16 protein-coding genes are annotated in these 19908 nt (G+C 72.1%); 8 read left to right on the top strand and 8 right to left on the bottom strand.

Features of this window, described 5'->3' with window-relative positions:
* Positions 1 to 5: 5 nt before the first annotated feature.
* The 3 genes from ACWCRD_RS16040 to ACWCRD_RS16030 form a co-directional block, all read right to left on the bottom strand.
* Entirely contained in the window at positions 6 to 3977 is a 3972-nt protein-coding gene (locus ACWCRD_RS16040; RefSeq protein WP_450966420.1) for an acyltransferase domain-containing protein, read from the bottom strand.
* A 97-nt stretch (positions 3978 to 4074) separates the two neighbouring features.
* Positions 4075 to 5811: a fatty acyl-AMP ligase gene (locus ACWCRD_RS16035; RefSeq protein ID WP_450966419.1), complete on the bottom strand. Its 1737-nt coding sequence runs from the start codon at positions 5809 to 5811 to the stop codon at positions 4075 to 4077.
* A gap of 75 nt (positions 5812 to 5886) precedes the next feature.
* Positions 5887 to 7461 (bottom strand): acyl-CoA carboxylase subunit beta, encoded by a 1575-nt coding sequence (locus ACWCRD_RS16030; protein WP_450966635.1) that lies wholly within the window; start codon positions 7459 to 7461, stop codon positions 5887 to 5889.
* Positions 7462 to 7849: 388 nt separating this feature from the next.
* Here ACWCRD_RS16030 and ACWCRD_RS16025 point away from each other — a divergent pair, with 388 nt between their 5' ends.
* The 5 genes from ACWCRD_RS16025 to ACWCRD_RS16005 all read left to right on the top strand — a co-directional run bounded on the left by ACWCRD_RS16025 (position 7850) and on the right by ACWCRD_RS16005 (position 12121).
* Positions 7850 to 8065 carry a hypothetical protein gene (locus tag ACWCRD_RS16025; protein WP_450966418.1) on the top strand — a complete coding sequence of 72 codons (216 nt, stop codon included), beginning with the start codon at positions 7850 to 7852 and terminating at the stop codon, positions 8063 to 8065.
* On the top strand, positions 8049 to 8357 hold the full coding sequence (locus ACWCRD_RS16020) for a transposase (protein ID WP_450966417.1): 309 nt from the start codon (positions 8049 to 8051) through the stop codon (positions 8355 to 8357). The genes ACWCRD_RS16025 and ACWCRD_RS16020 overlap by 17 nt, the downstream gene beginning before the upstream one ends.
* Positions 8358 to 8621: 264 nt before the next feature.
* Complete coding sequence (locus ACWCRD_RS16015) at positions 8622 to 10208, top strand: hypothetical protein (protein ID WP_450966416.1); 1587 nt, start codon at positions 8622 to 8624, stop codon at positions 10206 to 10208.
* Positions 10209 to 10478: 270 nt separating this feature from the next.
* Positions 10479 to 10736, top strand: coding sequence for a hypothetical protein (locus ACWCRD_RS16010; RefSeq protein ID WP_450966415.1), 258 nt, complete (start codon positions 10479 to 10481; stop codon positions 10734 to 10736).
* A 467-nt stretch (positions 10737 to 11203) separates the two neighbouring features.
* Positions 11204 to 12121, top strand: a complete 918-nt coding sequence (locus ACWCRD_RS16005) for an aminoglycoside phosphotransferase family protein (protein ID WP_450966414.1) — start codon at positions 11204 to 11206, stop codon at positions 12119 to 12121.
* 203 nt (positions 12122 to 12324) lie between these two features.
* Here ACWCRD_RS16005 and ACWCRD_RS16000 read toward each other — a convergent pair whose 3' ends face one another.
* Entirely contained in the window at positions 12325 to 13182 is an 858-nt protein-coding gene (locus tag ACWCRD_RS16000; protein WP_450966413.1) for an alpha/beta hydrolase, read from the bottom strand.
* 50 nt (positions 13183 to 13232) lie between these two features.
* Between ACWCRD_RS16000 and ACWCRD_RS15995 the strand changes: the two genes are divergently transcribed.
* A complete protein-coding gene (locus tag ACWCRD_RS15995; protein WP_450966412.1) occupies positions 13233 to 14357 on the top strand; it encodes an RNA polymerase sigma factor in 1125 nt (374 codons plus the stop codon).
* Between the two features lie 22 nt (positions 14358 to 14379).
* Here the strand turns inward: ACWCRD_RS15995 and ACWCRD_RS15990 are convergent, their stop codons facing one another.
* Positions 14380 to 15609 (bottom strand): GNAT family N-acetyltransferase, encoded by a 1230-nt coding sequence (locus ACWCRD_RS15990; protein WP_450966411.1) that lies wholly within the window; start codon positions 15607 to 15609, stop codon positions 14380 to 14382.
* 194 nt (positions 15610 to 15803) lie between these two features.
* On the opposite strand from ACWCRD_RS15990, the gene ACWCRD_RS15985 reads away from it, so the two are divergent.
* Complete coding sequence (locus ACWCRD_RS15985; protein WP_450966410.1) at positions 15804 to 17453, top strand: NAD-dependent malic enzyme; 1650 nt, start codon at positions 15804 to 15806, stop codon at positions 17451 to 17453.
* A gap of 144 nt (positions 17454 to 17597) precedes the next feature.
* On the opposite strand, the gene ACWCRD_RS15980 is transcribed toward ACWCRD_RS15985, so the two are convergent.
* The 3 genes from ACWCRD_RS15980 to ACWCRD_RS15970 form a co-directional block, all read right to left on the bottom strand.
* Positions 17598 to 18032, bottom strand: a complete 435-nt coding sequence (locus ACWCRD_RS15980) for a DUF2267 domain-containing protein (RefSeq protein WP_450966409.1) — start codon at positions 18030 to 18032, stop codon at positions 17598 to 17600.
* 69 nt (positions 18033 to 18101) lie between these two features.
* Entirely contained in the window at positions 18102 to 18497 is a 396-nt protein-coding gene (locus ACWCRD_RS15975; protein WP_450966408.1) for a DUF2267 domain-containing protein, read from the bottom strand.
* Positions 18498 to 18599: 102 nt separating this feature from the next.
* Positions 18600 to 19031, bottom strand: a complete 432-nt coding sequence (locus ACWCRD_RS15970) for an Hsp20/alpha crystallin family protein (protein WP_450966407.1) — start codon at positions 19029 to 19031, stop codon at positions 18600 to 18602.
* Between the two features lie 126 nt (positions 19032 to 19157).
* On the opposite strand from ACWCRD_RS15970, the gene ACWCRD_RS15965 reads away from it, so the two are divergent.
* Positions 19158 to 19811, top strand: coding sequence for a type III effector protein (locus ACWCRD_RS15965; RefSeq protein ID WP_450966406.1), 654 nt, complete (start codon positions 19158 to 19160; stop codon positions 19809 to 19811).
* Positions 19812 to 19908 lie beyond the last annotated feature (97 nt).

Here is a 19908-nt window from a genome sequence, read left to right as displayed (position 1 = left end):
CGGGTTCAACGGGTCTGCTCGGCGAGCTCCCGCCGCAGCCGGGCGGCGATCTCGTCGACGTGCGGCGGGTCGAGGAGCGACAGATGGTGGCCACCGACCCGTACGACCGTCAGGCGCGGGCACACCTCGTCCCAGCCGAGCGCCTCGTCGTCCCGCTCATAGGCCGCATCGCGCACGGTGTGCGGAGCGCGCTCGGTGGCCCGGTACAGGACGACGCGTCCGTCGTAGCGTCCCGGCCGGTGGGCCTCCCCGATCCTCAGATCCAGATAGGAGGAGCGCTGGTGCTCCAGGACGGCGGCTGGCACTTCGGCGGCCTCACGCAGGGCCCGCAGCACGATGTCGATGCGCGCGACGTCGTCGTCCATCGCCACCAGGTCGTCGTACGGCAGCTCCAGCCGGACCCCGTAGGTGTCGGCGACGTGCCGGGCGAAGCCCGTGAAGTGGTCGCGGATCCGGTCCTCGGGGGTGTGCCCGGGCCGGGGCAGGGGCCGTACGGAGTCGATGAGTACGACCAGCTCGACCTCCCGCCCGGCGGCGGTCAGCTGCCGTGCGGTCTCCTGCGCGACGAAGCCGCCGAAGGACCAACCACCCAGCAACAAGGGCCCGTTGGGGTGGGCGGCGGTGATGGCCTGGGCGTAGCGGCTCGCCTTCTCGCTCACCGTGGTGGCCTCTTCGATCCGCTCCAGCCCGTACAACGGCCGGTCGTTTCCGAGCCGCTGCGCCAACGTCCGGTAGACGTCGGTGGTGCCGCCGGCGGCGTGGACGAGGAACAGGGGCGGACGGGAGCCGCCGGCGCGCAGAGTGCGCAGCGGCGAGCCGCCCCCGGCGGGGAGCGTTTGCCGGACGCGCTCGGCGAGTTGCTCGACCGTGGGGGTGCCGAGCAGATCGCGCAACTGAAGTTCGATGCCGAACTCGCGCTCCAGGGCGGTGCGGATACGGACGGCCATCAGGGAGTCCAGACCGAGGTCGGCCAGGGCGGTGGCGGGGGTGACACGGCCCGGCGCGTGCCCCGTGACGGCGGCGATGTGATGGCACAGACGTCCGGTGACGGAGGTGTCCTGCGGCGCGGCGGCCTGCTCCTCCGGCACCGCGGCGGGGGTGGTCGTTGCCGCCCGCCCGTCCGTCCACCAGTGCCGCACATGCCGCCAGCGCGCCGCGGGCAGATCGATGACGCGGCCCGACGGCAACGGCAGGTGCAATCCCGCCGCATACAGAGCGCCCAACTGGCCCAGGAACGCGCCACAGTCGTCGGACTCCCGGTGCAACGTGCCGAGGGCGAGCGCTCCGGGTGCCGTGTCCGTGACGGCACGAGCGAGCACGGGATGCGGCGAGATCTCCACGAAGGCGGTGTGACCGTCGGCGGCGGCAGCCCCGACGGCCCGGTCCAGACGCACCGGCCGCCGAAGGTTCGCGGCCCAGTGGTCGGCGTCGAAGGCCGAGTCCCCGCGGGGATCGTCGAGGACGGTGGAGTAGACGGGGACGCGCGGCCGCCTGCTCTCGATGCCGGACAATGAGTCGATCAACTCCGGTAAGAGAGCGTTGACTTGAGGTGAGTGCCCGGCGCCGACCACCCGCATGGCTCGGGCGGCCCGCCCTTCCTCCTCCAGCCGCCGCACGAGCCGCGCCACCGCAGCCTCCTCGCCGGTGATCACCTTCTGGCCGGGGGAGGAGTGGACGGCGACATGGACGCCGGGGAAGTCCCTTTGCAGGGCGTCGAGTTCACCGTCGTCGACGTCGACGACCGCCATGGCGCCGCCCCGCAGCCGAGCGAGCAGCCGGGCCCGTACGGCGACGACCCGCGCCGCGTCGGGCACGTCCAGGGCGCCCGCGCACACCGCGGCGGCGACCTCGCCCATGGAGTGACCGATGACCGCGGCGGGTTCCACACCGTACGAGCGCCACAGCTCGGCGAGCGCTACCTGGAGGCCGAAGAGGACCGGCTGGGCGACCTCCAGCAGCTCCAGGCCCTCGCCGGAGGCCAGATGGTCGTACAAGGACAACCCGCACTCCGGGGCGAGCTGTGCGTCGATCTTCTCCACGGCGGAGACGAACGCGGGCTCCTCGGCCAGCAGCCGGCGCCCCATGCCGGCCCACTGACTGCCGTACCCGGAGAACACCCACACCGGTCCGCGCCCCACGCGATCGCCCTCGCCGGCCAGGACCCGTCCGTGAGGACGCCCCTGCGCCCATGCGCCCAGCGCGTCGGCGAGTTCACCGCGATCAGTGGCGACGACGGCAGCCCGCACCGGCCCACGGCCGGCCCGCCCGGCGAGCGTGCGGGCGATATCGGCCGGTCGTGCGGCATCTGCCTCGGAGGTGCGGAGCCAGCCCGCCAGCCGGGAGGCGGTGTCCCGCAGACGCTCGGAGTCGACGTCGGAGAGCAGATGGAGGCGGGCAGCGGGTTCCTCGGTGGGAGGCGATGACAGGACGGCGGGTCGCCATTCCTCCAGCACCGCATGGGCGTTGGTGCCCCCGAAGCCGAACCCGGAGACCCCGGCGGTGGCCGTACCGCTGTAGCGCGGCCACGGCTCGGGCTCGGTCACCACCCGCAGCGGGGCGTCGCCCAACGAACTGCCCTGCGCGCAGTGCAGCGACGGCGGCAGGACGTCGTGGTGCAGTGCGAGCACCGTCTTGACCAGCCCGGCGATACCCGCGGCCGACTCCAGATGACCCAGGTTGCCCTTGACCGAGCCCAGCAGCAGCGGCTGGTCGGGGTCACGGCCCGCACCCAGGACGGCGCCGAGCGCGCCCGCCTCGATCGGGTCGCCCAGCGGGGTGCCGGTGCCGTGCGCCTCGACGTAGTCGACTCCGGCCGGGTCGAGTCCGGCGCGTGCGTAGGCGGTCGCCAACAGGGCTTGCTGGCTCACGGGGTTGGGGGCCAGGAGGCCGTTGGAGCGGCCGTCGGAGTTGACGGCCGTGGCGCGGATGACGGCGAGCACGCGGTCGCCGTCGCGTTCGGCGTCGGACAGCCGCTTCAACAGCACGGCCGCGCAGCCCTCGCCGCGTCCGATGCCGTCCGCCGCCGCGGAGAACGGCTTGCACCGCCCGTCCGGCGCCAGCGCCCCGGCCCGCTCGAAGGCGATGCCGATGGTGGGGGAGAGCAGCACGTTGACGCCCGCGGCGATCGCCATCCCGCTCTCGCCCGTGCGCAGGCTGACGCATGCGTGGTGCAGGGCCACCAGCGAGGAGGAACACGCGGTGTCGACCGCCGTGCTCGGCCCCCGGGTGTCCAGCACATACGCCACCCGGCCCGCGGTCACGCTCAGCGCGGCTCCGGCCGGGGCCCACGGGTCGACGGCACCCGTGTCGGCGCCGGTGAGCCGGCCGTACTCGGGGGCCGAGACACCGACGAAGACACCGGTGTCGCTGCCGGCGAGCGAGGCGGCCGGGACCGCGGCATGGTCGAGCGTCTCGTGGACGACCTCCAGAAGGATCCGCTGCTGCGGGTCCATCACCGCGGCCTCGCGCGGAGTGATCCGGAAGAAGTCGGCGTCGAAGCCCGTGATGTCGTCGAGGTAGCCGCCGTACGAGGGCGCGTCGGCGGGCGGGAAGTGGGTGAAGTCCCGCCACCGGTCCTCGGGCACGCGGCGGATCGCGTCGACGCCCTCGCTCAGCAGCCGCCAGTAGTCGCCCGGCCCGTGCACGCCACCGGGCAACCGGCAGCCGACCCCGATGACGGCGACGGGCTCGCCGAAGTCGCCTGCGACAGGAGCGAGTTGGGCCACGGCCTCCACCTCGGTGGCGCACAGACGGGCCACCAGCGCATCGCCGGTCGGCGCCTCCCACAGCAGCGTCGCCGGCAACTCCCGCCCGACAAGCCGGGACAACTCCCCGGCCAGGACCACCGCGTCCCGCGAGGCCATACCGAGGTCGGCCAGCGGCCGGTCCATCAGGACCGCCTCCGGGACGGCCCCGGTCCAGGCGGCCACCCGTTCGGCGATGAGTCGGCGCAACGCGCCTTCGTCGACGGCCCTCATCGGGCACGCTCCGCCGCGTATACGCCCGCCACTGAGCGCTGAGGGGGCAGGTCTCGGGAGACGCTGAGTGGGCGCATCGCGCCCGCGTCGGCCGCTCTCATCGCGCACGCTCCGTCGCGTACATGCCCTCCAGGTACCGCTGACGGGTCAGCGCCCGCGACACCTTGCCGCTGGACGTGCGGGGCACCACGCCCGGCGCGACCAGGACCACCTCGGCCAGCCGCAGTCCGTGCCGGTCCGAGACGGCGGCGCGTACGGCGCGTGTGAGGGCCGGTACGTCGATCTCGGCGAGGCTCGTGGCCCGCACATGCTCGGCCACCACGACCACCCGCTCACCCGCGCCGCCCGGCACGCCGAAGGCGGCCAGCCGGTCCCGCCGCACGGCCGGATGCGCGTCCTGGGCCGTGGCCTCCACGTCCTGCGGATAGTGATTGCGGCCGTCGACGACGATGAGGTCCTTGAGCCGGCCGGTGACGATCAACTGCCCGTCCAGCACCGTGCCCAGGTCGCCCGTGCGCAGCCAGCCGCCGGGCCCGGCGTCCGACCCGGCGCCGAAGACGAGCAGGGTCTGCCGCTCCTGGTTCCAGTACCCGCGGCCGACGTTCGGGCCCTGCACCCAGATCTCCCCGACCTCACCCTCGGACATCACGGCCCCGGACGCGGGATCGACGATGCGCGCCCGCTGACCCGCCGGAGTGCCGCAGCCCGCCAGCAGCACCGCCCGGGAGTCCTCGGGCCGCGCAGGCAGGGCCTTCCCGGAGGCAAGGGCGTCCCGGTCGAGCGCGAACCGGCACAGCGGCTCTCCGGGCCGGGCCGCGCTGACGAAGACCGTCGCCTCGGCCAGCCCGTACGACGGGCAGTGGACGTCCGCCGACAGCCCCTGCGCGGCGAACGCGGCATGGAAGCGGTCGACCGTACCCGGGCGGACGGGCTCACTGCCGTTGATCAGCGCGGCGATCCCGTCCAGCCGCAGCCCCGCCTTCTGTACGTCGGTGACGGCGGAGGCGCAGTAGTCGTACGCGAAGTTGGGCGCGGCGCTCAGCGCACGCGGATGCGCGGCGAGCAGCCGCAGCCAGCGCGCGGGCTCGTGCAGGAACGCGACCGGCTCCATCAGCACCGACAGCAGACCGCGCACCACCGGGGCGGCGACACTCAGGACCAGCCCCATGTCGTGGTACAGCGGCAGCCAGCCCACACAGGTCACCGGGTGGGCGTCCGCGCCGTAGGCGGTCAGCGCCTGACGGGCGTTGGCGACCACGTTGGCATGGGTGATCTCCACGCCCGCAGGGGTGCGGGTCGAGCCGGAGGTGTACTGCAGATAGGCGATCTCCGTCGTATCGAGCACGACCGGCTGCCAGTCACCCGCGGCGGCATCGGGTACCTGGTCGGCGGCGACGATCCGCACCGACGAGCCGTCGCAGAATTCCCGCACCTCGTCCAGGACGCGGCTCGTGGTCACGGCGACCGCCGGACGTGCGTCGGCGAACACGGCCGCCAGCCGGTCGGCGTGCCCCGGCAGGCCGGGCGGATACAGCGGTACGGCGACCAGTCCGGCGGCGAGCGCCGCCAGGAAGGCGGTGACGTACTCCGTGCCCTGCGGGCACAGCAGCGCGACCCGCGCGCCGGGCTCGGCCTCCTCGGCGAGCCGGGCGGCCAGCGCCCGCACCCGCAGCTCCAGGCGCCGCCAGGTCAGCGTGCGGTGGACGCCACGCGAGTCGGGGGCGGGATGGTCGACGAAGGTGAACGCCCGGCGGTCGGGGGTGGTGTCGGCCCAGTGCCGCACATACTCCGGCAGACTCCGGAACGCGGGCGCGAGCGGGCGGCGGCTGTCCATGGGGCATGGCTCCAAACGTCGCGGGGTACGGCTTGCGGGTTCACAGCAGTCGCAGGGGGAAGGTGAACTCGCCGATCAGAGCGGGATGTTGCCGTGCCGGCGCTCCGGCATCGGGGCCCGCTTGCCGCGCAGCGCACGCAGCGCACGGCAGACATGGGCGCGGGTGTCGCGCGGGGCGATGACGTCGTCGACGTATCCGCGCTCGGCGGCGAGATAGGGCGTCCCGTGAGCGCTTTCGTACGCCGCGATCAGGCGGGCCCGCAGCGCCTCGGGGTCCGCGGCGGCGGCGAGTTCCCGCCGGTGCAGCACGCCCACCGCGCCCTCGGCGCCCATCACGGCGATGCGGGCGGTGGGCCAGGCGAGGTTGATGTCGGCGCCCAGGTGCTTGGAGCCCATGACCGCGTACCCGCCGCCGTACGCCTTGCGCACCACCACGGTGACCTTCGGCACGGTCGCCTCGGCGTACGCGTACAGCAGCTTCGCACCCCGCCGGATGATCCCGGCCTGCTCCTGGCGGACACCGGAGAGATAGCCCGGCACGTCGGCGAAGGTCAGCAGCGGCACGCCGAACGCGTCGCAGAACCGTACGAAACGCGCCGCCTTCTCGGAGGCGTCGATGTCGAGGACCCCGGCGGCATGCAGCGGCTGATTGGCCACGACACCGACGGACCGGCCCTCGACCCGGGCCAGCGCACAGATGATGTTGGGCGCGAACAGCTCCTGCACTTCGAGGAGTTCACCGTCGTCGACGACCGCGCGCAGGACGTCGCGCATGTCGTAGGCCTGCCCCAGCCGATCCGGCACCACCTCGTCCAGCCAGGCCCCGCCGGGCACCTGTCCCGGCGCGTACTCCGGGGGCCGCTCGAGGTTGTTCGCGGGCAGATACGACAGCAGGTCCCGTACGGTGTCGAAGGCGTCCTGCTCGTCGGCGGCGAGGAAGTGTGCGTTGCCGTTGACCGCGTTGCTGGTGCGGGCGCCGCCCAGGTCCTCGGCGCTGGTGCGCTCGCCGGTGACCGCCTCGATGACGTCGGGCCCGGTCACGAACATGTGCGAGGCGCCGTCGACCATCACGGTGAAGTCGGTGATGGCGGGGGAGTACGCGGCCCCGCCGGCACACGGCCCGAGCATGACCGAGATCTGCGGGATCACCCCGGAGGCCCGCACATTGCGGCGCACCAGCTCGGCGTAGAGGGCGAGCGAGGCGACGCCCTCCTGGATGCGGGCGCCGCCGCCGTCGTTGAGCCCTACGACCGGGCAGCCGATCCTCAGGGCGAGATCCATCAGCGCCACGGTCTTCTCACCGAAGGCCTCGCCCATGCTGCCGCCGAAGACCGTGGAGTCCTGCGCGAACACGCACACCGCACGGCCGTCGACCGTGCCGTGCCCGGTCACGACCCCGTCGCCGTACGGACGCCGGGCACCGTCCCCCGCGGGCCTCGCCCGCACGAACAGGCCGGTCTCGGTGAAGGACCCCGCGTCCAGCAGCCGTTCGATCCGAGCCCGGGCACCGTACTCCCCGCGCCGCCGCGGTCCGCCCGAGGACACGGCCTGCACCCGACGGCCCTCCAGCTCGGCGATGCGCCCGGCGGTACGGTCGGGAACGCGCGTAGCCGTCTCCCCGGCACGGGATGTTGTCGCCTCTCGCGTCACAGCCACCTCCGAAGTGGCTTCCGAATATGGCAGCGACGCAGGGCCGGAATGGGAAAATCACTGTTCTCTTTGCGGGAGATGAGTCCCGCGGTGCCGGTGTTACTCCGAGCGTGACAAGCAGACGGCGAAACGTGGTGGCGACAGGGTATGGAGGGCGAGCCCCGGGCCTTCGCCCGGCAGGGTCTTGCGGGCGGAGGCCGCGTCTTACGGCGCGTCGTCGTGGCCGAACCGCGCCGTATCGCGGCCCGTACCGATGCACCCGGCGCATGGCGTCACTGCTGAGCCCTCGGTACCGGCGATCCGCGAAAGCCGCCGGGCTCGCAGCTCCCCATCGATCGCCACGACCGCCCCGCATGCGCGCAGCCGTCACACAGCGCACCCTGGTCCTATGGCGGACGCACAGCCCATCGTGATCTACCCGCCCGCCGAGGACGGCGGGCGGAGGGTTCGTGTGGGCGACCATTTCCGCGGGATGGCATACGGACTGCTGGACATCGTCGAGTTCCTGCAGCTCACGGGTCTGGAGGACGCCGACGAGGCGTGGCTGCGGGAATCCGGGCTGGTCGAGTGGCGGGGCGGCGGCCCGGATGTGTGGCAGCACTGAGGACCAGCCCATACCAGGGCGGCGGGCCTCATGCCGTCGAGTGCGGCGTCGTGCACGCCGGATTCGGCGTCCCGCCGCGGGCAAGTCGCTCCAGGCTGCCTCGGTGATTGTGGACTCGCGGTCCGTCAAGGTGTCCGAGACCGTCAGCCGGGCGACGCGCGGGTGGGACGGCGGAAAATTGATCAATGGCCGGAAGGGGCACATGATCTGCCACCATCGCAGCCTCGTCCTGCTCGTCATGGTTGCTCCGGCCGATGCCCAGGACTCGTTCGTGGCGCGGGAGTTGCCATGAAGACGGTGCGGCGCCCGCCGGACGCCAACGGCTTCGTCGTGCCACCACGCAGGTGGGCCGTCGATCGCGATGGGGCGTGGATCAGGAGGGGCCGACGGCACATCCGTGACCGCGAAAGTCCTGCGCGAACCGTCCCGCCGAACGCCTTGACCTCGCCCACGCGTACGTGACGCCAGAAGCCGCCCGAAGTCGACCCAGCGGGCTCAACGGTGCCTCGCCTCGGCCTGCTTGCCGTCGTGCGGTGGGGCAGGCGATCATGCTCGTGTGACAGCCGATTGGTTGGAGCGGTGCCTGCTCGATGCGGTCCGCGACGGCGAGATGCTGGACCTGGTCGGTGACGGGCCGGTCGACGAGGCCGCGATGCGGTCCTGGGACGGCGCCCACACCGTCCCGGCGGCGTTGATCCGTGACCTGGTCCGCGGGCGCCGGGACATCGAGGCGGACCCGCACGGACTGCGGCTGCGCGGAGCGCGCATCACCGGCCGCGTCGACCTTGCGAACATCACCACCGATCTGCGGGTCGAGCTGGTCGACTGCTTCGTCCCCGACGGGCTGAACCTGTGCGACAGCCGGCTGCCCGGCCTCGTGCTGGACGGTTCCCGTTTCGGGCACCCCGCGGGTTCGCAGGACCCACCGGTTGACGCCACACGCTTCACCGCGCCGACGATGACGATGCGGGGAGCGGTTGCCAACGCCGACACACCGTCCGGCGCGGTCCGGCTCCTCGGCGCCCACCTCGGTCTGCTGGATTGCGACGGGGCGCGGCTGGAGAACACGTCCGGTCCCGCCCTGCATGCAGAGTTTCTGCGGGTCGATCACAGCGTGTTCCTCCGCGACGGGCTCCGGGCCACCGGCGTCGGTGAACAGGGCGCGGTCCGGTTCGCCTACGCCCATCTCGGTCGGCTGGCATGTGACGGGGCGCGGCTGGAGAACACCTCCGGTCCCGCCCTGCACGCCGACGGTCTGCGGGTCGACCGAGCCGTTTTCCTCCGAGCCGGGTTCCGGGCCACCGGCGCGGTCCAGCTGGTCGATGCCCACCTCGGTCTGCTGGAGTGCGACGAGGCGCGCTTGGAGAACATGTCCGGACCGGCCCTGCACGCCGACGGTCTGCGGGTCGACCGAGCCGTGCTCCTCCGCGCCGGGTGCCGGGCAAACGGCGCCGGACACTCCGTGCTCGCCTTGAACGGCGTGTCGATCGGAGGTTCGCTGTGGTTGGACACCAGCGGGGTGACCCGGTCGGGTCAGGCCACGGGGGCCCTGGTCGGCATCGACGGGCTGACCTACGCGGACCTGCCGGCGCCGGTCGCGTTGTCCCGGTGGCTGGAGCTGTTGCGTGACCACACGCCCGGCTACTCCGCTCAGCCGTACCAGCAGCTGGCCGCCGTCCACCGGGCGGCCGGTCACGACAGCGAGGTGCGGGACATACTCATGGCGCAGCGGCGGGACCAGATCGACCGCGGCGGGCTTCGGCGGCGTGACCGGGCCTGGGCCCGGTTCACCGGGCTGACCCTCGGCTTCGGTTATCAACCCTGGCGAGCGCTGCTGCTGTTGCTCGCCGTACTCGCCGGCTCGGTGGCGCTGACGATCGTCCTCGGCGGGCCGGGCGGTGGTCTGCAGCGCACCGCCGGCGCCAACACACCCACGACGCCCTGCAGCGTCGTGGAGCGGGCCGGCGTGGGTGTGGATCTGGGTCTGCCGGTGGTCAAGACGGGGGCGCAGGACCTGTGCACCCCCACCGGCACCCGCGCAGGGCAGGCCCTTACCGTCACGGGCTGGCTGCTGCAGCTGGCGGCGTGGGCGTCGGCCACCTTGTTCATCGCAGGCTTCACCGGCGCCGTACGCAAGACCTGACGCTTCGCCGGCCGACTCGACGGCGACAGGGCCCATTCCTCCAGGCGTAACCGCCGCTACCTGCCGGGAGCGGGAAAGAGCACGAGGGCTCGGCAACTCGTCGAGGAGCACGGCGCGCTGCGCCTGACGCCCGGCGACCTGGCTCGCCATGGAGTCGGTCAAGCTGGGCACCTGGGTGGTGGTGGACTTCGGCTGCTGGTTTCAGGACGAATGGCCCGCGATCCGCTGGCTGGTGGAGGCCGAGCACGCGTGCTTCCGCACGGTCCACCGGTGGACGATGAGACCCAACGCGTCCGGATCGCCCATCGCCGGGTCACCGCCCCCGAGGAGACGCTCCCGATGACGGAGGCCGACATCCTGGGCGGGCGGGCGCACTTCGAGGAGCCCGACGCGGCGGAGCTGGAGGGCCGCGGGGCCGCCGGCCTGCCCCCGGCTGGGCGGGCCGACGGGCGTGAAACGACGACCCCGCCGTGCCGGACGTACCGGCCAGCCCGTGAAGATCCGCCGGACAGGCCCTGGCGCAGGTGAGGCCGCGCTCGACGAGGCTCGCGGTTGACCAGCAGATTCGGCGTGCTCCGCATGGTGCACGCTCTGCTCCTGCTGTGTGCGTACGTGCAGTGGCACGTCACGGCCCCACCGACCTTCAGGTCGAAGTGCCACAGGTTCTTGGCGACCTTCGACTCCGGAACCTGCTGGAACCACACCCTCGGTCCATGTCCCGCGGATGCACATGCGCAGCGGGCGCTGGTCGGCTGCCGTCCGCGGCTGGGCTGCCCGGCACCCCTTGACGACCCGGCGGCCGAACGATGACCCGGATCCGGGAAGAAGCCGACAGCGGAACGGCCCACCACCACTGCCGCGCTCGTCATCGCTGACAAGGCCCGCGTTCGCCGCGACCTCCAGAGACTCCGTCCAGAGCCGAAGCATTCGCTACGGCCCCAATTCCCGGAAAACGTCACGAACTGCGGGTCACCGTCCGGATACCGTGGCTCGGCATGACCCACACCGAGATCGAGATCACCGCAGAGCTGGTCCGGGATCTGCTGCGCGATCAGCACCCCGACCTGGCCGATCACCTTTTGAGGTTCGGCGCGTTGGGCTGGGACAACCAGCTGTGGCGGCTCGGTGAAGACCTCGCCGTACGGCTGCCCTGGGCGACGTCGTCAGCGGATGCGCTACTGCGGAAAGAGCATGCCTGGCTTCCCGCTCTCGCCCCGCGTCTTCCCCTGCCGGTGCCCGTCCCGCAGCGTCTCGGCGAGCCCACTGAACGGTTTCCGCGGCCCTGGATCGTCACCACCTGGGTGCAGGGAACTCCGGCCGACCGCGCCCCCGTCGCGCGAGGTGAGGAGGCGTCCGATGCCTTGGCCGCCTTCCTGACCGCTCTTCACCGGCCTGCGCCCGAGGGAGCACCTGTCGGCCGCGGCCGTGGGGGCCCACTGGCCGACTGCGCCGAGGGATTCGCCCAGCAGTTGGCGTCGGCCACCGAGATGGGGCTGATCCCCGACCCGGACGCCGTACGCGCCGTGTGGGGAGACGCCCTCGCCGCGCCCGAGTGGGCGGGGCCGGCGCTGTGGCTTCACGCCGATCTGCATCCGGCCAACGTCCTCACCGAGGACGGCACCGTCTGCGGCGTGATCGACTTCGGCGACCTCTGCGCGGGCGACCCCGCCTGCGACCTTGCCGCGGCGTGGATACTGCTGCCGGACGGCGCCCTCGGCCGCTTCTACGACGCCTATCAGCCGGGTGCGGACGCGGCGACCCGGCGCCGCGCCCGTGGCTGGGCCGTGCTGAGAGCCCTCAGCGGCATGCTCATCGGAGAGGCCGGCCTTCACGGCCGTCCGGGCGGCAAGACCACCTGGGGCCCGCCCGCCCACGCTTCTTTGCGACACCTGGTCGCAACGGCCGACCACTGAACTGCAGGCTACGGTTGATGCATCGTCAGGCGGCCCCGCCTGCCGAGGAATGGTCGGCCCAGGGGCCGCGCACTGCGGCCGAGCGTGTTCGGAGGGACCGCCGAGGCCGTGTATGCACCCGTCCCAGGCGCCTCTGAGGCCGCCAGTTCCGGTACGTGGCAGGACATTCCGTGGACGCTTGAGCCTGCTTCCGTCTGCGGTGCTCAGCAGCCCCTGTGCTCGTCCGGCCGCCACAGCCAGCGGAGGGCGTCGGGAAGCAGGACGCCGCCGTGGTTGGGGCTGTGGCCGCCGTCCCCCAGGACGAGGCGGAAGTCGTAGCCGGCTTCGGCGAGCGCGGCCGCGACACGCAGGTTGTCGGCGAGCCAGTTGGCCTCAGGCTCGTTCCAGCGCAGGTCACGATGGCCCGCTTGCATGAAGATGCGCAGCGGTCTGCGAGGGACGCGGGGGATGAGTTCGGGATACGGGTTGCCGCCTGGCATCTGTGTGAAGCTGGACAAGTACCCGATCACCCGGCGGAATTTGTCCGGGCGCAGCCAGGCCGCGGTAAAGGCGCAGTTACCGCCGCTGCTGCCACCGCAGATGCCCCACCGGTCCGGTTCCTCGGCGATCGAATAGCGCTTGGTGACCTCTGGGATGATCTCGTCCAGGAGGAAACTGACGTAGCGGCCGTCGAATGCGTCGTACTCGGTGTTGCGGTTCTTCGGGTCCTCGGCGCCGGGGCGCACACCGGGGTCGACGAACACGCCGATGGTGACCGGGATGTCGCCGCGCTGGACGAGGTTGTCCAGGACGATTGCGCCACGGACCTCTCCCTCGGGGTCCAGGTACCACCATCCGTCCTGGAACACCATCAGCGAGGCCGGCTGTGCGGGGTGGTACCGGGCGGGCACATGCACCCAGAACTTCCGGGACGTGCCCGGGTAGATCGCGCTGTCGTTCCAGTCGAACTCGATCGTCTCGCCGGCCGGCACCCCGGGCCGGACGGCCGAGTCGGGGCCGTGAGCGTAGCGGACGTCCGACTGGTCGACCGGAAGCGGCTGGTAGGGCACCTCGAAGGTCACGCGGGCCAACCTAGGAGGGATCGCGAGCCCTCACAAAGGGTTTACTGCCGATGTCTTACGGCGTGACTTCGCGCGAGCAGCGGCGGCGCAGTGCGCGCAGCTGGGCCGCGACACGGAGGCCCGAGCACCCCGTAAGCGCTCAGAACGCTCGCCATACCGAATACCGAGGTTTCCGGAGAGGACCCCCCCACTGGTCGGCGTACGCAACGCCGAGTCCGGCCACGCCCCCTGCCGCAATCGAGCGGGAACCCGACGACCGCCTGCGGCTGATCTTCACCTGCTGCCACCCGGCCCTCGACGCCGACGCCCAGGTGGCCCTGACCCTGCGCGCGGTCGCGGGGCTGACCACGGCCGAGATCGCCCGGGCCTTCCTGCTGCCCGAGGCCACCTTCGCTAAGCGCCTGACCCGCGCCAAGCAGAAGATCGCAAAGGCCGGCATCCCCTACCGCAGCCCGGAGCCCGCCGAACGCGCCGCCCGGCTGGAGCAGGTGCTGCGCGTGGTCTGCCTCGTCTTCAACGAGGGCTGCCTGACCACCGGCGGAGATGTGGGCGTACGACGGGAGCTGGTCGACGACGCCGAATGGCTCGCCGGCCTGCTCGTCCAGTGCCTGCCACAGGAGCCGGAACCGCTCGGGCTGCTCGCCCTCATCCGTCTGCGTGCCGCCCGATGGCCTGCCCGCCTCGACCGGCAGGGCCGATTGGTGCCGCTTGCCGAGCAGGACCGCTCTCTGTGGAACTCGGCCCGCATCCACAGCGCCGTCACCCTGATCGAACGGGCCGCCGCGCTGCGCCGCCCGGGCCCCTACCAGATCGAGGCCGCCATCGCCGCCGTCCACTGCGAAGCCCCCAGCTGGCAGGCGACCGACTGGCCGCAACTGCTCACGCTCTACGACATGCTGCTCGCCGTCGATCCGTCGCCCGTCGTGCGGCTGAACCGGGCCGTCATCGTCCGCCACACCGACGGACCGGCGAGCGCCCTCGCGCTGGTCGACGAGCTCACTGATCCGCTGGGCCGCTACCACCTCTTCCACGCCACCCGGGCCGCCCTGCTGCGTGACCTCGGCCGTACCGACCAGGCCCGTCAGGCCCACGAACAGGCCCTGAAGCTCACCGCCAACCCGGCCGAACGCTCCCTGCTCGCCACCCGGTTGCACCCCACGCACGACATCCACTGACTGCGGAACTGCGGAACTGCGGTCAGAACCAGTGCAGGCAGTGCGGCGAGCGCTCGGCGCGGAAGAGGGCGTCGGCGAGGGCGGCCGCGCCCGGGCGGTGGGCCCGGATGTGCCCGGCTCGTACGAGCGTGCTCGGGGCCGTACCGCCGAGGCAGATCGAACCGAGGTCGCTCACGTCGAGGGACAGGTCCGGCTCCCGGTCCGTGGGGACGCATTCGGCCTTGCCGTCCCGCACCGTCAGCAGATGACGGCCGTGCTCGCCCAGGAACGGGTCGTCCACGTCGAGGACGAGCTCGCCGTCCATGAACCAGCCACGCGCGCTCAGCGCACGCGGGACGTCCAGCAGCCGCACCCAGAGCCAGTCCATGTCACCGCCGGCCTCGCCGGCGCGGAAGTCCGCAAGCTGCCAGCGCAGCGGACTGTCCGGCGGGATGTGCTTGAACACCACCTGACGGACCAGGTCGTGTCCGAGCACGAACCGGGCCAGGGCCGTGCAGGCGGCGTCGTCGGTGGCGATGGTCTCGTCGACCGTCAAGGCGTCGCCCTCGCCGATCGCATAGCTGGCGTACCCGTCCGGGACGCCGTCGGCGTCACGGTGTACGGCCACATGGCGCGGCGCCGGAGCGATGGGGGGCTGCCCCGCGCCGGAGGTCCACCAGCGGTGCGGCCTGGACAGCGCACCGGGCTGCGCGCGGCGGTAGCGGTCGTAGACCTCCTCCACGATCTCGCCGCACTCGGCACGCCGCAGGAGCTCCACCGAGCCTGTGTCCCGGCCGGCCGCCTCGGCTGTTCCGTGCGCCCGGGGGAGGGCGAGGGCGGCTCGGTGGCGCGGCACCGTCAGCCGCCGCGTGTAGGTCGCCGGGCCATAGCCGAACCTGCGGTAGATCACTGCCTCGGAAGCCAGCAGTACGGAGAGGAACTCCCCTCGGGCCCGCACTTCGGTGAGCTGGTGCCGCATCATCGCGGTGAGCACGCCCTGGCGTCGGTGCGAGGGCAGGACGCCGACGGCGGTCACCCCGGTGGCCGGGACGAGGATCTCACCGGGCAGCGTGAGCTCGAAGGAGTACGCCCCGGCGGTGCCGACAGGCCGCCCGTCCGCCGTCACGGCCATCAGATTGCGGTCCATTTCGAGCGCCGCCCACCACACCCCGCCGCCGCCCTCGGCCGGAGTCTCCGGGAAGCGCCCGAACGCGGCATGCATGGTGTCGACGAAGACATTGAAGTCCTGGTCGGTCGTGGAACGGATCTCCATTGCTGCCGCTGCCTCCCCGGGCTACCGGCACCACGACCCGCGGCGCCCCGCCACAGTGCAGCGTTGAGGCGTGTCCAGGTCAAACGAATTACTGCCGTGCCCCGCGTGCCAGGCTGCGGTGCAGCATGCCGGTTTGCTGCCGGGCCGGACGGGAACCCCGGAGCGGGGACGATGCAGTCGACGGAGGAGTACTCATGTCCTCGCGCCGCGACGGCCCGCACGGGCGGGCCCTGCTGACCGACGCGCTGCGGAACAAGGGGGTCGCCTTCACACGGGAGGAACGGGAGCGGCACGGCCTGGTGGGGGCGCTCCCACCGGGTGTGCTCTCCCTGGAGCAACAGGCCCGCCGGGCCTGGGAGCAGGTGCAGGCCCAGCCGGACGACCTGGCCAAGAACGTCTGCCTGGAGCAGCTGCACGATCGCAACGAGGTGCTCTACCACCGTCTGCTCACCGAGAATCTGACGGAACTGCTGCCCATCGTCTACGACCCCACGGTGGGGCAGGCGATCAAGCGGTACAGCCACGAGTACCGGCGTCCTCGCGGGGTGTATCTGTCCATCGACCACCCGCAGGACGTACGGCCCGCGTTCGAGGCGCTCGGCCTCGGTCCGGACGATGTCGACCTGGTGGTGGCCACCGATGCCGAGCAGATCCTCGGCATCGGCGACTGGGGCGTGGGCGGCATGCAGATCTCCGTCGGCAAACTGGCCGTCTACACGGCCGCCGCCGGTCTCCACCCGGGCCGGGCGGTCCCCGTCATGCTCGACGTCGGCACCGACAACCAGGCCCTGCTCAACGACCCGCTGTACGTGGGCAACCGGCACAGCCGGGCCCGTGGGAAGGACTACGACGCGTTCGTCGCCGCGTACGTGGACACGGTGCGCGACCTGTTCCCGCACGCGCTGCTGCACTGGGAGGACTTCGGCCCCGGCAACGGCCGCAGGCTGCTCGAGACGTACGGCGAAAAGGTCTGCACGTTCAACGACGACATGCAGGGCACCGGCGCCATCACCCTCGCCTGTGTGCTGAACGCGGCGCGCGTGTCCGGGACACCCATGCGCGAGCAGCGGGTGGTCGTCTTCGGCGCGGGCACCGCAGGGGTGGGCATCGCCGACCAACTGCGCGACGCCATGGTCCGCGACGGCCTGGACGGCGAGGAGGCGGTGGCCCGCATCTGGTGCGTGGACCGGCAGGGCCTGCTGTTGTGGTCCACCGACGGGTTGCGCGACTACCAGCGGGTCTACGCCCGCCCCGACGAGGAATGGTCCGGCGGCCACGGGCGGCCGATCGGGCTGAAGGAGGTGGTGGAGCGGGTGCACCCGACCGTGCTGGTCGGCACCTCGACCGTGCACGGGGCCTTCAGCGAGGACATCGTCCGGTCCATGGCCGGGCATGTGGAACGCCCGGTGGTGCTGCCCCTGTCCAACCCCACTGACAGGATCGAGGCGTTGCCGGAGGACGTCCTGAGGTGGACCGACGGCAAGGCCCTCGTCGCGGCCGGAGTCCCGGTTGCTCCGGTGGAGTTCGACGGCACCACGTACGTCATCGGCCAGGCCAACAACGCCCTGCTCTACCCGGGCCTCGGCCTCGGAGCCGTCGTGGCGCGGGCTTCCCGGATCACGGACGGCATGCTCCAGGCGGCTGCCGAGGCGGTGGCGGGCCTGGCCGAGCTGTCCGGTCCGGGCGCCCCGTTGCTACCGCAGGTGGAGAACCTGCGGGCCTCGTCGGCGACGGTGGCGGTGGCGGTCGCCCGCCGCGCCGCCGAGGAGGGAGTGGCGCGTGCCCCGCTCGACGACGTCATCCAGCAGGTTCAGGACGCCATGTGGCAGCCGGAGTACGCATGACGGAGCTGCCGGCAACGGCGCTCCGTTTGCGATCCTCGGAGCGGTCGGCACGATGCCGGTGACCGGACGCACTGCGCGGTCTGTGCAGCCCGCGCACGTGTCGCGGTCACCGGCGTGCCGGGGCGCCGGAAAGGCGTGGCCCGCCTATGCGGCTTGGACGAGTTCCGCGCGGCCGAACAGCAGCGCGTAGCCGGACGGGAGCTGGCGCAGGATGCGGGTGACGAGGTCGGAGCCCGCGTAGGCGGCGACGGCGGAGAAGACGGATCCGGTGTCCCAGCGGGTGGTGGCCAGGGAGGCGCCGGTGCGGGCGGCGAGGTCCTTGACGAAGGCCCAGCCGGTCAGCGGCTGGGTGTCGGGGATCTGGGCGGTGAGGATGCGTGCGGCTTCGAGGGGGAGGCGGGCGGCGAGGTCGACGCGTTCGTCGCCGGTCAACTGGCGTCCCAGCCCGGCGAGGACGAGGCGGACGGCTTGCTCGGCCTTCTCGCGGGTGGGATAGGCGCCGTCGTAGCGGACCTTTTCCAGCATCTGTTCGTACGCCCTTCCAAAGGGCTGCTGGAGCGGTGCGCTGTGGTCGGACATCACTGCGGTGGTTGCCTTTCTGTCACCGGGGTCATGGCGACCGGTGCGCGGTCACCGGTGGATGGGTGGTCAGGTGGGCGGAAAGCGGCCGAAGAGCAGGTCGTAGCCCGCGGGGAGCTGGAGCAGGATCTCCTTGAGGAGGTCGTCGCCGGCGGCATCGGCGGCCGTGGACAGGACGGCGCTGACGTCCCAGGCGGCGGTCTGCTCGGTGGCCCCTTCGATCCAGGCCGCGGTCGCGCGCACGAACCGCTCCGGGGGCAGCGGTTCGGCGCTCTGCAGCGGGTTGAGCAGGATCAGGGCGAAGTCTTCCGGCAGACGCGCCGCCAGCCGGGCGCGTACGTCGCCGACCAGGTGTGCGCCCAGCAGGGCGAGCACCACGCGGGCCGCGCGGTCGGCTTCCTGCGGGGTGGCGTACTCGCCGCGTTCCTTCACATGGTTGAGGAACGCTTCGCGTCGCACAGTCACGTCGGCCGCCACCCTTCCTCGGTCCTCGGGGAACGGAGGACAGGCCCCGGGGGGAGATCAGGTACCTGTCCTCCGCCGTAGTTCCGTCTTCGGCTGTCCCGCTCAGCCGGAGATCTCCTTGCGGTCGGATCCGACGCCGATGGTGATCTTGCGGGGCTTGGCGCGCTCGGCGATCGGGATGCGCAGGGTGAGCACGCCTGACTCGTAGTCGGCCTGGATGTGCTCGGTGTCCAGCGTGTCGGCCAGCACGAGCTGGCGCGAGAAGACGCCGAGCGGCCGTTCCGACAGCTCCATCTGCACGTCGTCGGCCTTCGTCACGGGCCGGCGCTCGGCCTTGACGGTCAGCATGTTCCGTTCGACGTCGATGTCGATCGCGTCCGCGCTGACGCCGGGGAGGTCGAAGGCCACCACGTACTCGTCACCCTCGCGGTAGGCGTCCATCGGCATCGGGGACGGCCGGGACCACGTGCCCGGACCCATCAGCTGCTGCGCCAGCCGGTCCAGCTCACGGAAGGGGTCAGTGCGCATCAACATCGGAAAACACCTCCAAGAAGGTCGGGCAGTTGCTGCCAATGCGCCTCACGGAAACCGTTGTACCATGTCGTCCAATGGATGACAAGCGAGGCGTCGTCCAAAGGATGACTGACTGAGGAGGTGCTCATGAACCCGGCTGACCAGCCGAAATCGTCCAGCATCGGCGCACCAGGGCCGACGTCGTTCCTCGCCGCCGCGGCGGCTCTGCAAGCCATAGACGACGCCCTGCAGGCCGCCCGGCACGAGGACCGCGAGACCGCAGACACCCAGGACGTCGCCCCGGAGAACGCGCTGGCCTCCCTTCTGCTGCTGCGGCAGGTGCGCGAGCAGCTCGCCGAATGGGAAACCGGCCTGATCGAAACCGCCCGCCAGGCGGGTGCCAGCTGGGCCGACCTCGCCCACCCCCTCGGCGTCTCCAGCCGCCAGGCCGCCGAGCGCCGCTATCTGCGGGGCAGGCCCGGCCCCGCGGGCAGCACCGGCGAACAGCGCGTCCAGGCCACCCGCGAGCGCCGCGCCGCCGAACGCACCACTGCCGCCTGGGCCCGCCGCAACGCAGCCGACCTGCGTCGCATCGCCGGCCAGATCAGCGCCCTCAGCGACCTCCCCACCGCGGCACGCAACCCCCTCAGCCAACTCCATGCGGCCCTCGCCCACGACGACCCCGCCGTCCTCATCGACCCCCTCAACGCCACCCGCCCCCACCTCACCCCGAACCACCCCGAACTCGCCGCCCAGCTCGATGCCCTGACGAACTCCGCCAGGAACCCGGCGACCCTCTGAGCCTGGACGGTGCGTTTCTTCCGAGCACGTTGAAGTACGGCAGGGATGGCGGGGGTGGCTACCGTGGTGAGGGTGGCGAGGAGGATGAGCGCGGTCG

It is taken from the genome of Streptomyces sp. NPDC002092, from assembly GCF_053593775.1.
Note: the sequence above shows the minus strand (reverse complement) of the source record. Positions and strands in the feature narration are given on the sequence as shown.

Bases quoted from the DNA above. Each gene is read 5' to 3' on its own strand.
- ACWCRD_RS15965 (WP_450966406.1), top strand. From the start codon at position 19,158: ATGAACCCGGCTGACCAGCCGAAATCGTCCAGCATCGGCGCACCAGGG.
- ACWCRD_RS16005 (WP_450966414.1), top strand. From the start codon at position 11,204: ATGACCCACACCGAGATCGAGATCACCGCAGAGCTGGTCCGGGATCTG.
- ACWCRD_RS15970 (WP_450966407.1), bottom strand. From the start codon at position 19,031: ATGTTGATGCGCACTGACCCCTTCCGTGAGCTGGACCGGCTGGCGCAG.
- ACWCRD_RS16020 (WP_450966417.1), top strand. From the start codon at position 8,049: ATGTGTGGCAGCACTGAGGACCAGCCCATACCAGGGCGGCGGGCCTCA.
- ACWCRD_RS16025 (WP_450966418.1), top strand. From the start codon at position 7,850: ATGGCGGACGCACAGCCCATCGTGATCTACCCGCCCGCCGAGGACGGC.
- ACWCRD_RS16035 (WP_450966419.1), bottom strand. From the start codon at position 5,811: ATGGACAGCCGCCGCCCGCTCGCGCCCGCGTTCCGGAGTCTGCCGGAG.
- ACWCRD_RS15985 (WP_450966410.1), top strand. From the start codon at position 15,804: ATGTCCTCGCGCCGCGACGGCCCGCACGGGCGGGCCCTGCTGACCGAC.
- ACWCRD_RS15980 (WP_450966409.1), bottom strand. From the start codon at position 18,032: ATGTCCGACCACAGCGCACCGCTCCAGCAGCCCTTTGGAAGGGCGTAC.
- ACWCRD_RS16040 (WP_450966420.1), bottom strand. From the start codon at position 3,977: ATGAGGGCCGTCGACGAAGGCGCGTTGCGCCGACTCATCGCCGAACGG.
- ACWCRD_RS15990 (WP_450966411.1), bottom strand. From the start codon at position 15,609: ATGGAGATCCGTTCCACGACCGACCAGGACTTCAATGTCTTCGTCGAC.
- ACWCRD_RS15995 (WP_450966412.1), top strand. From the start codon at position 13,233: ATGTCTTACGGCGTGACTTCGCGCGAGCAGCGGCGGCGCAGTGCGCGC.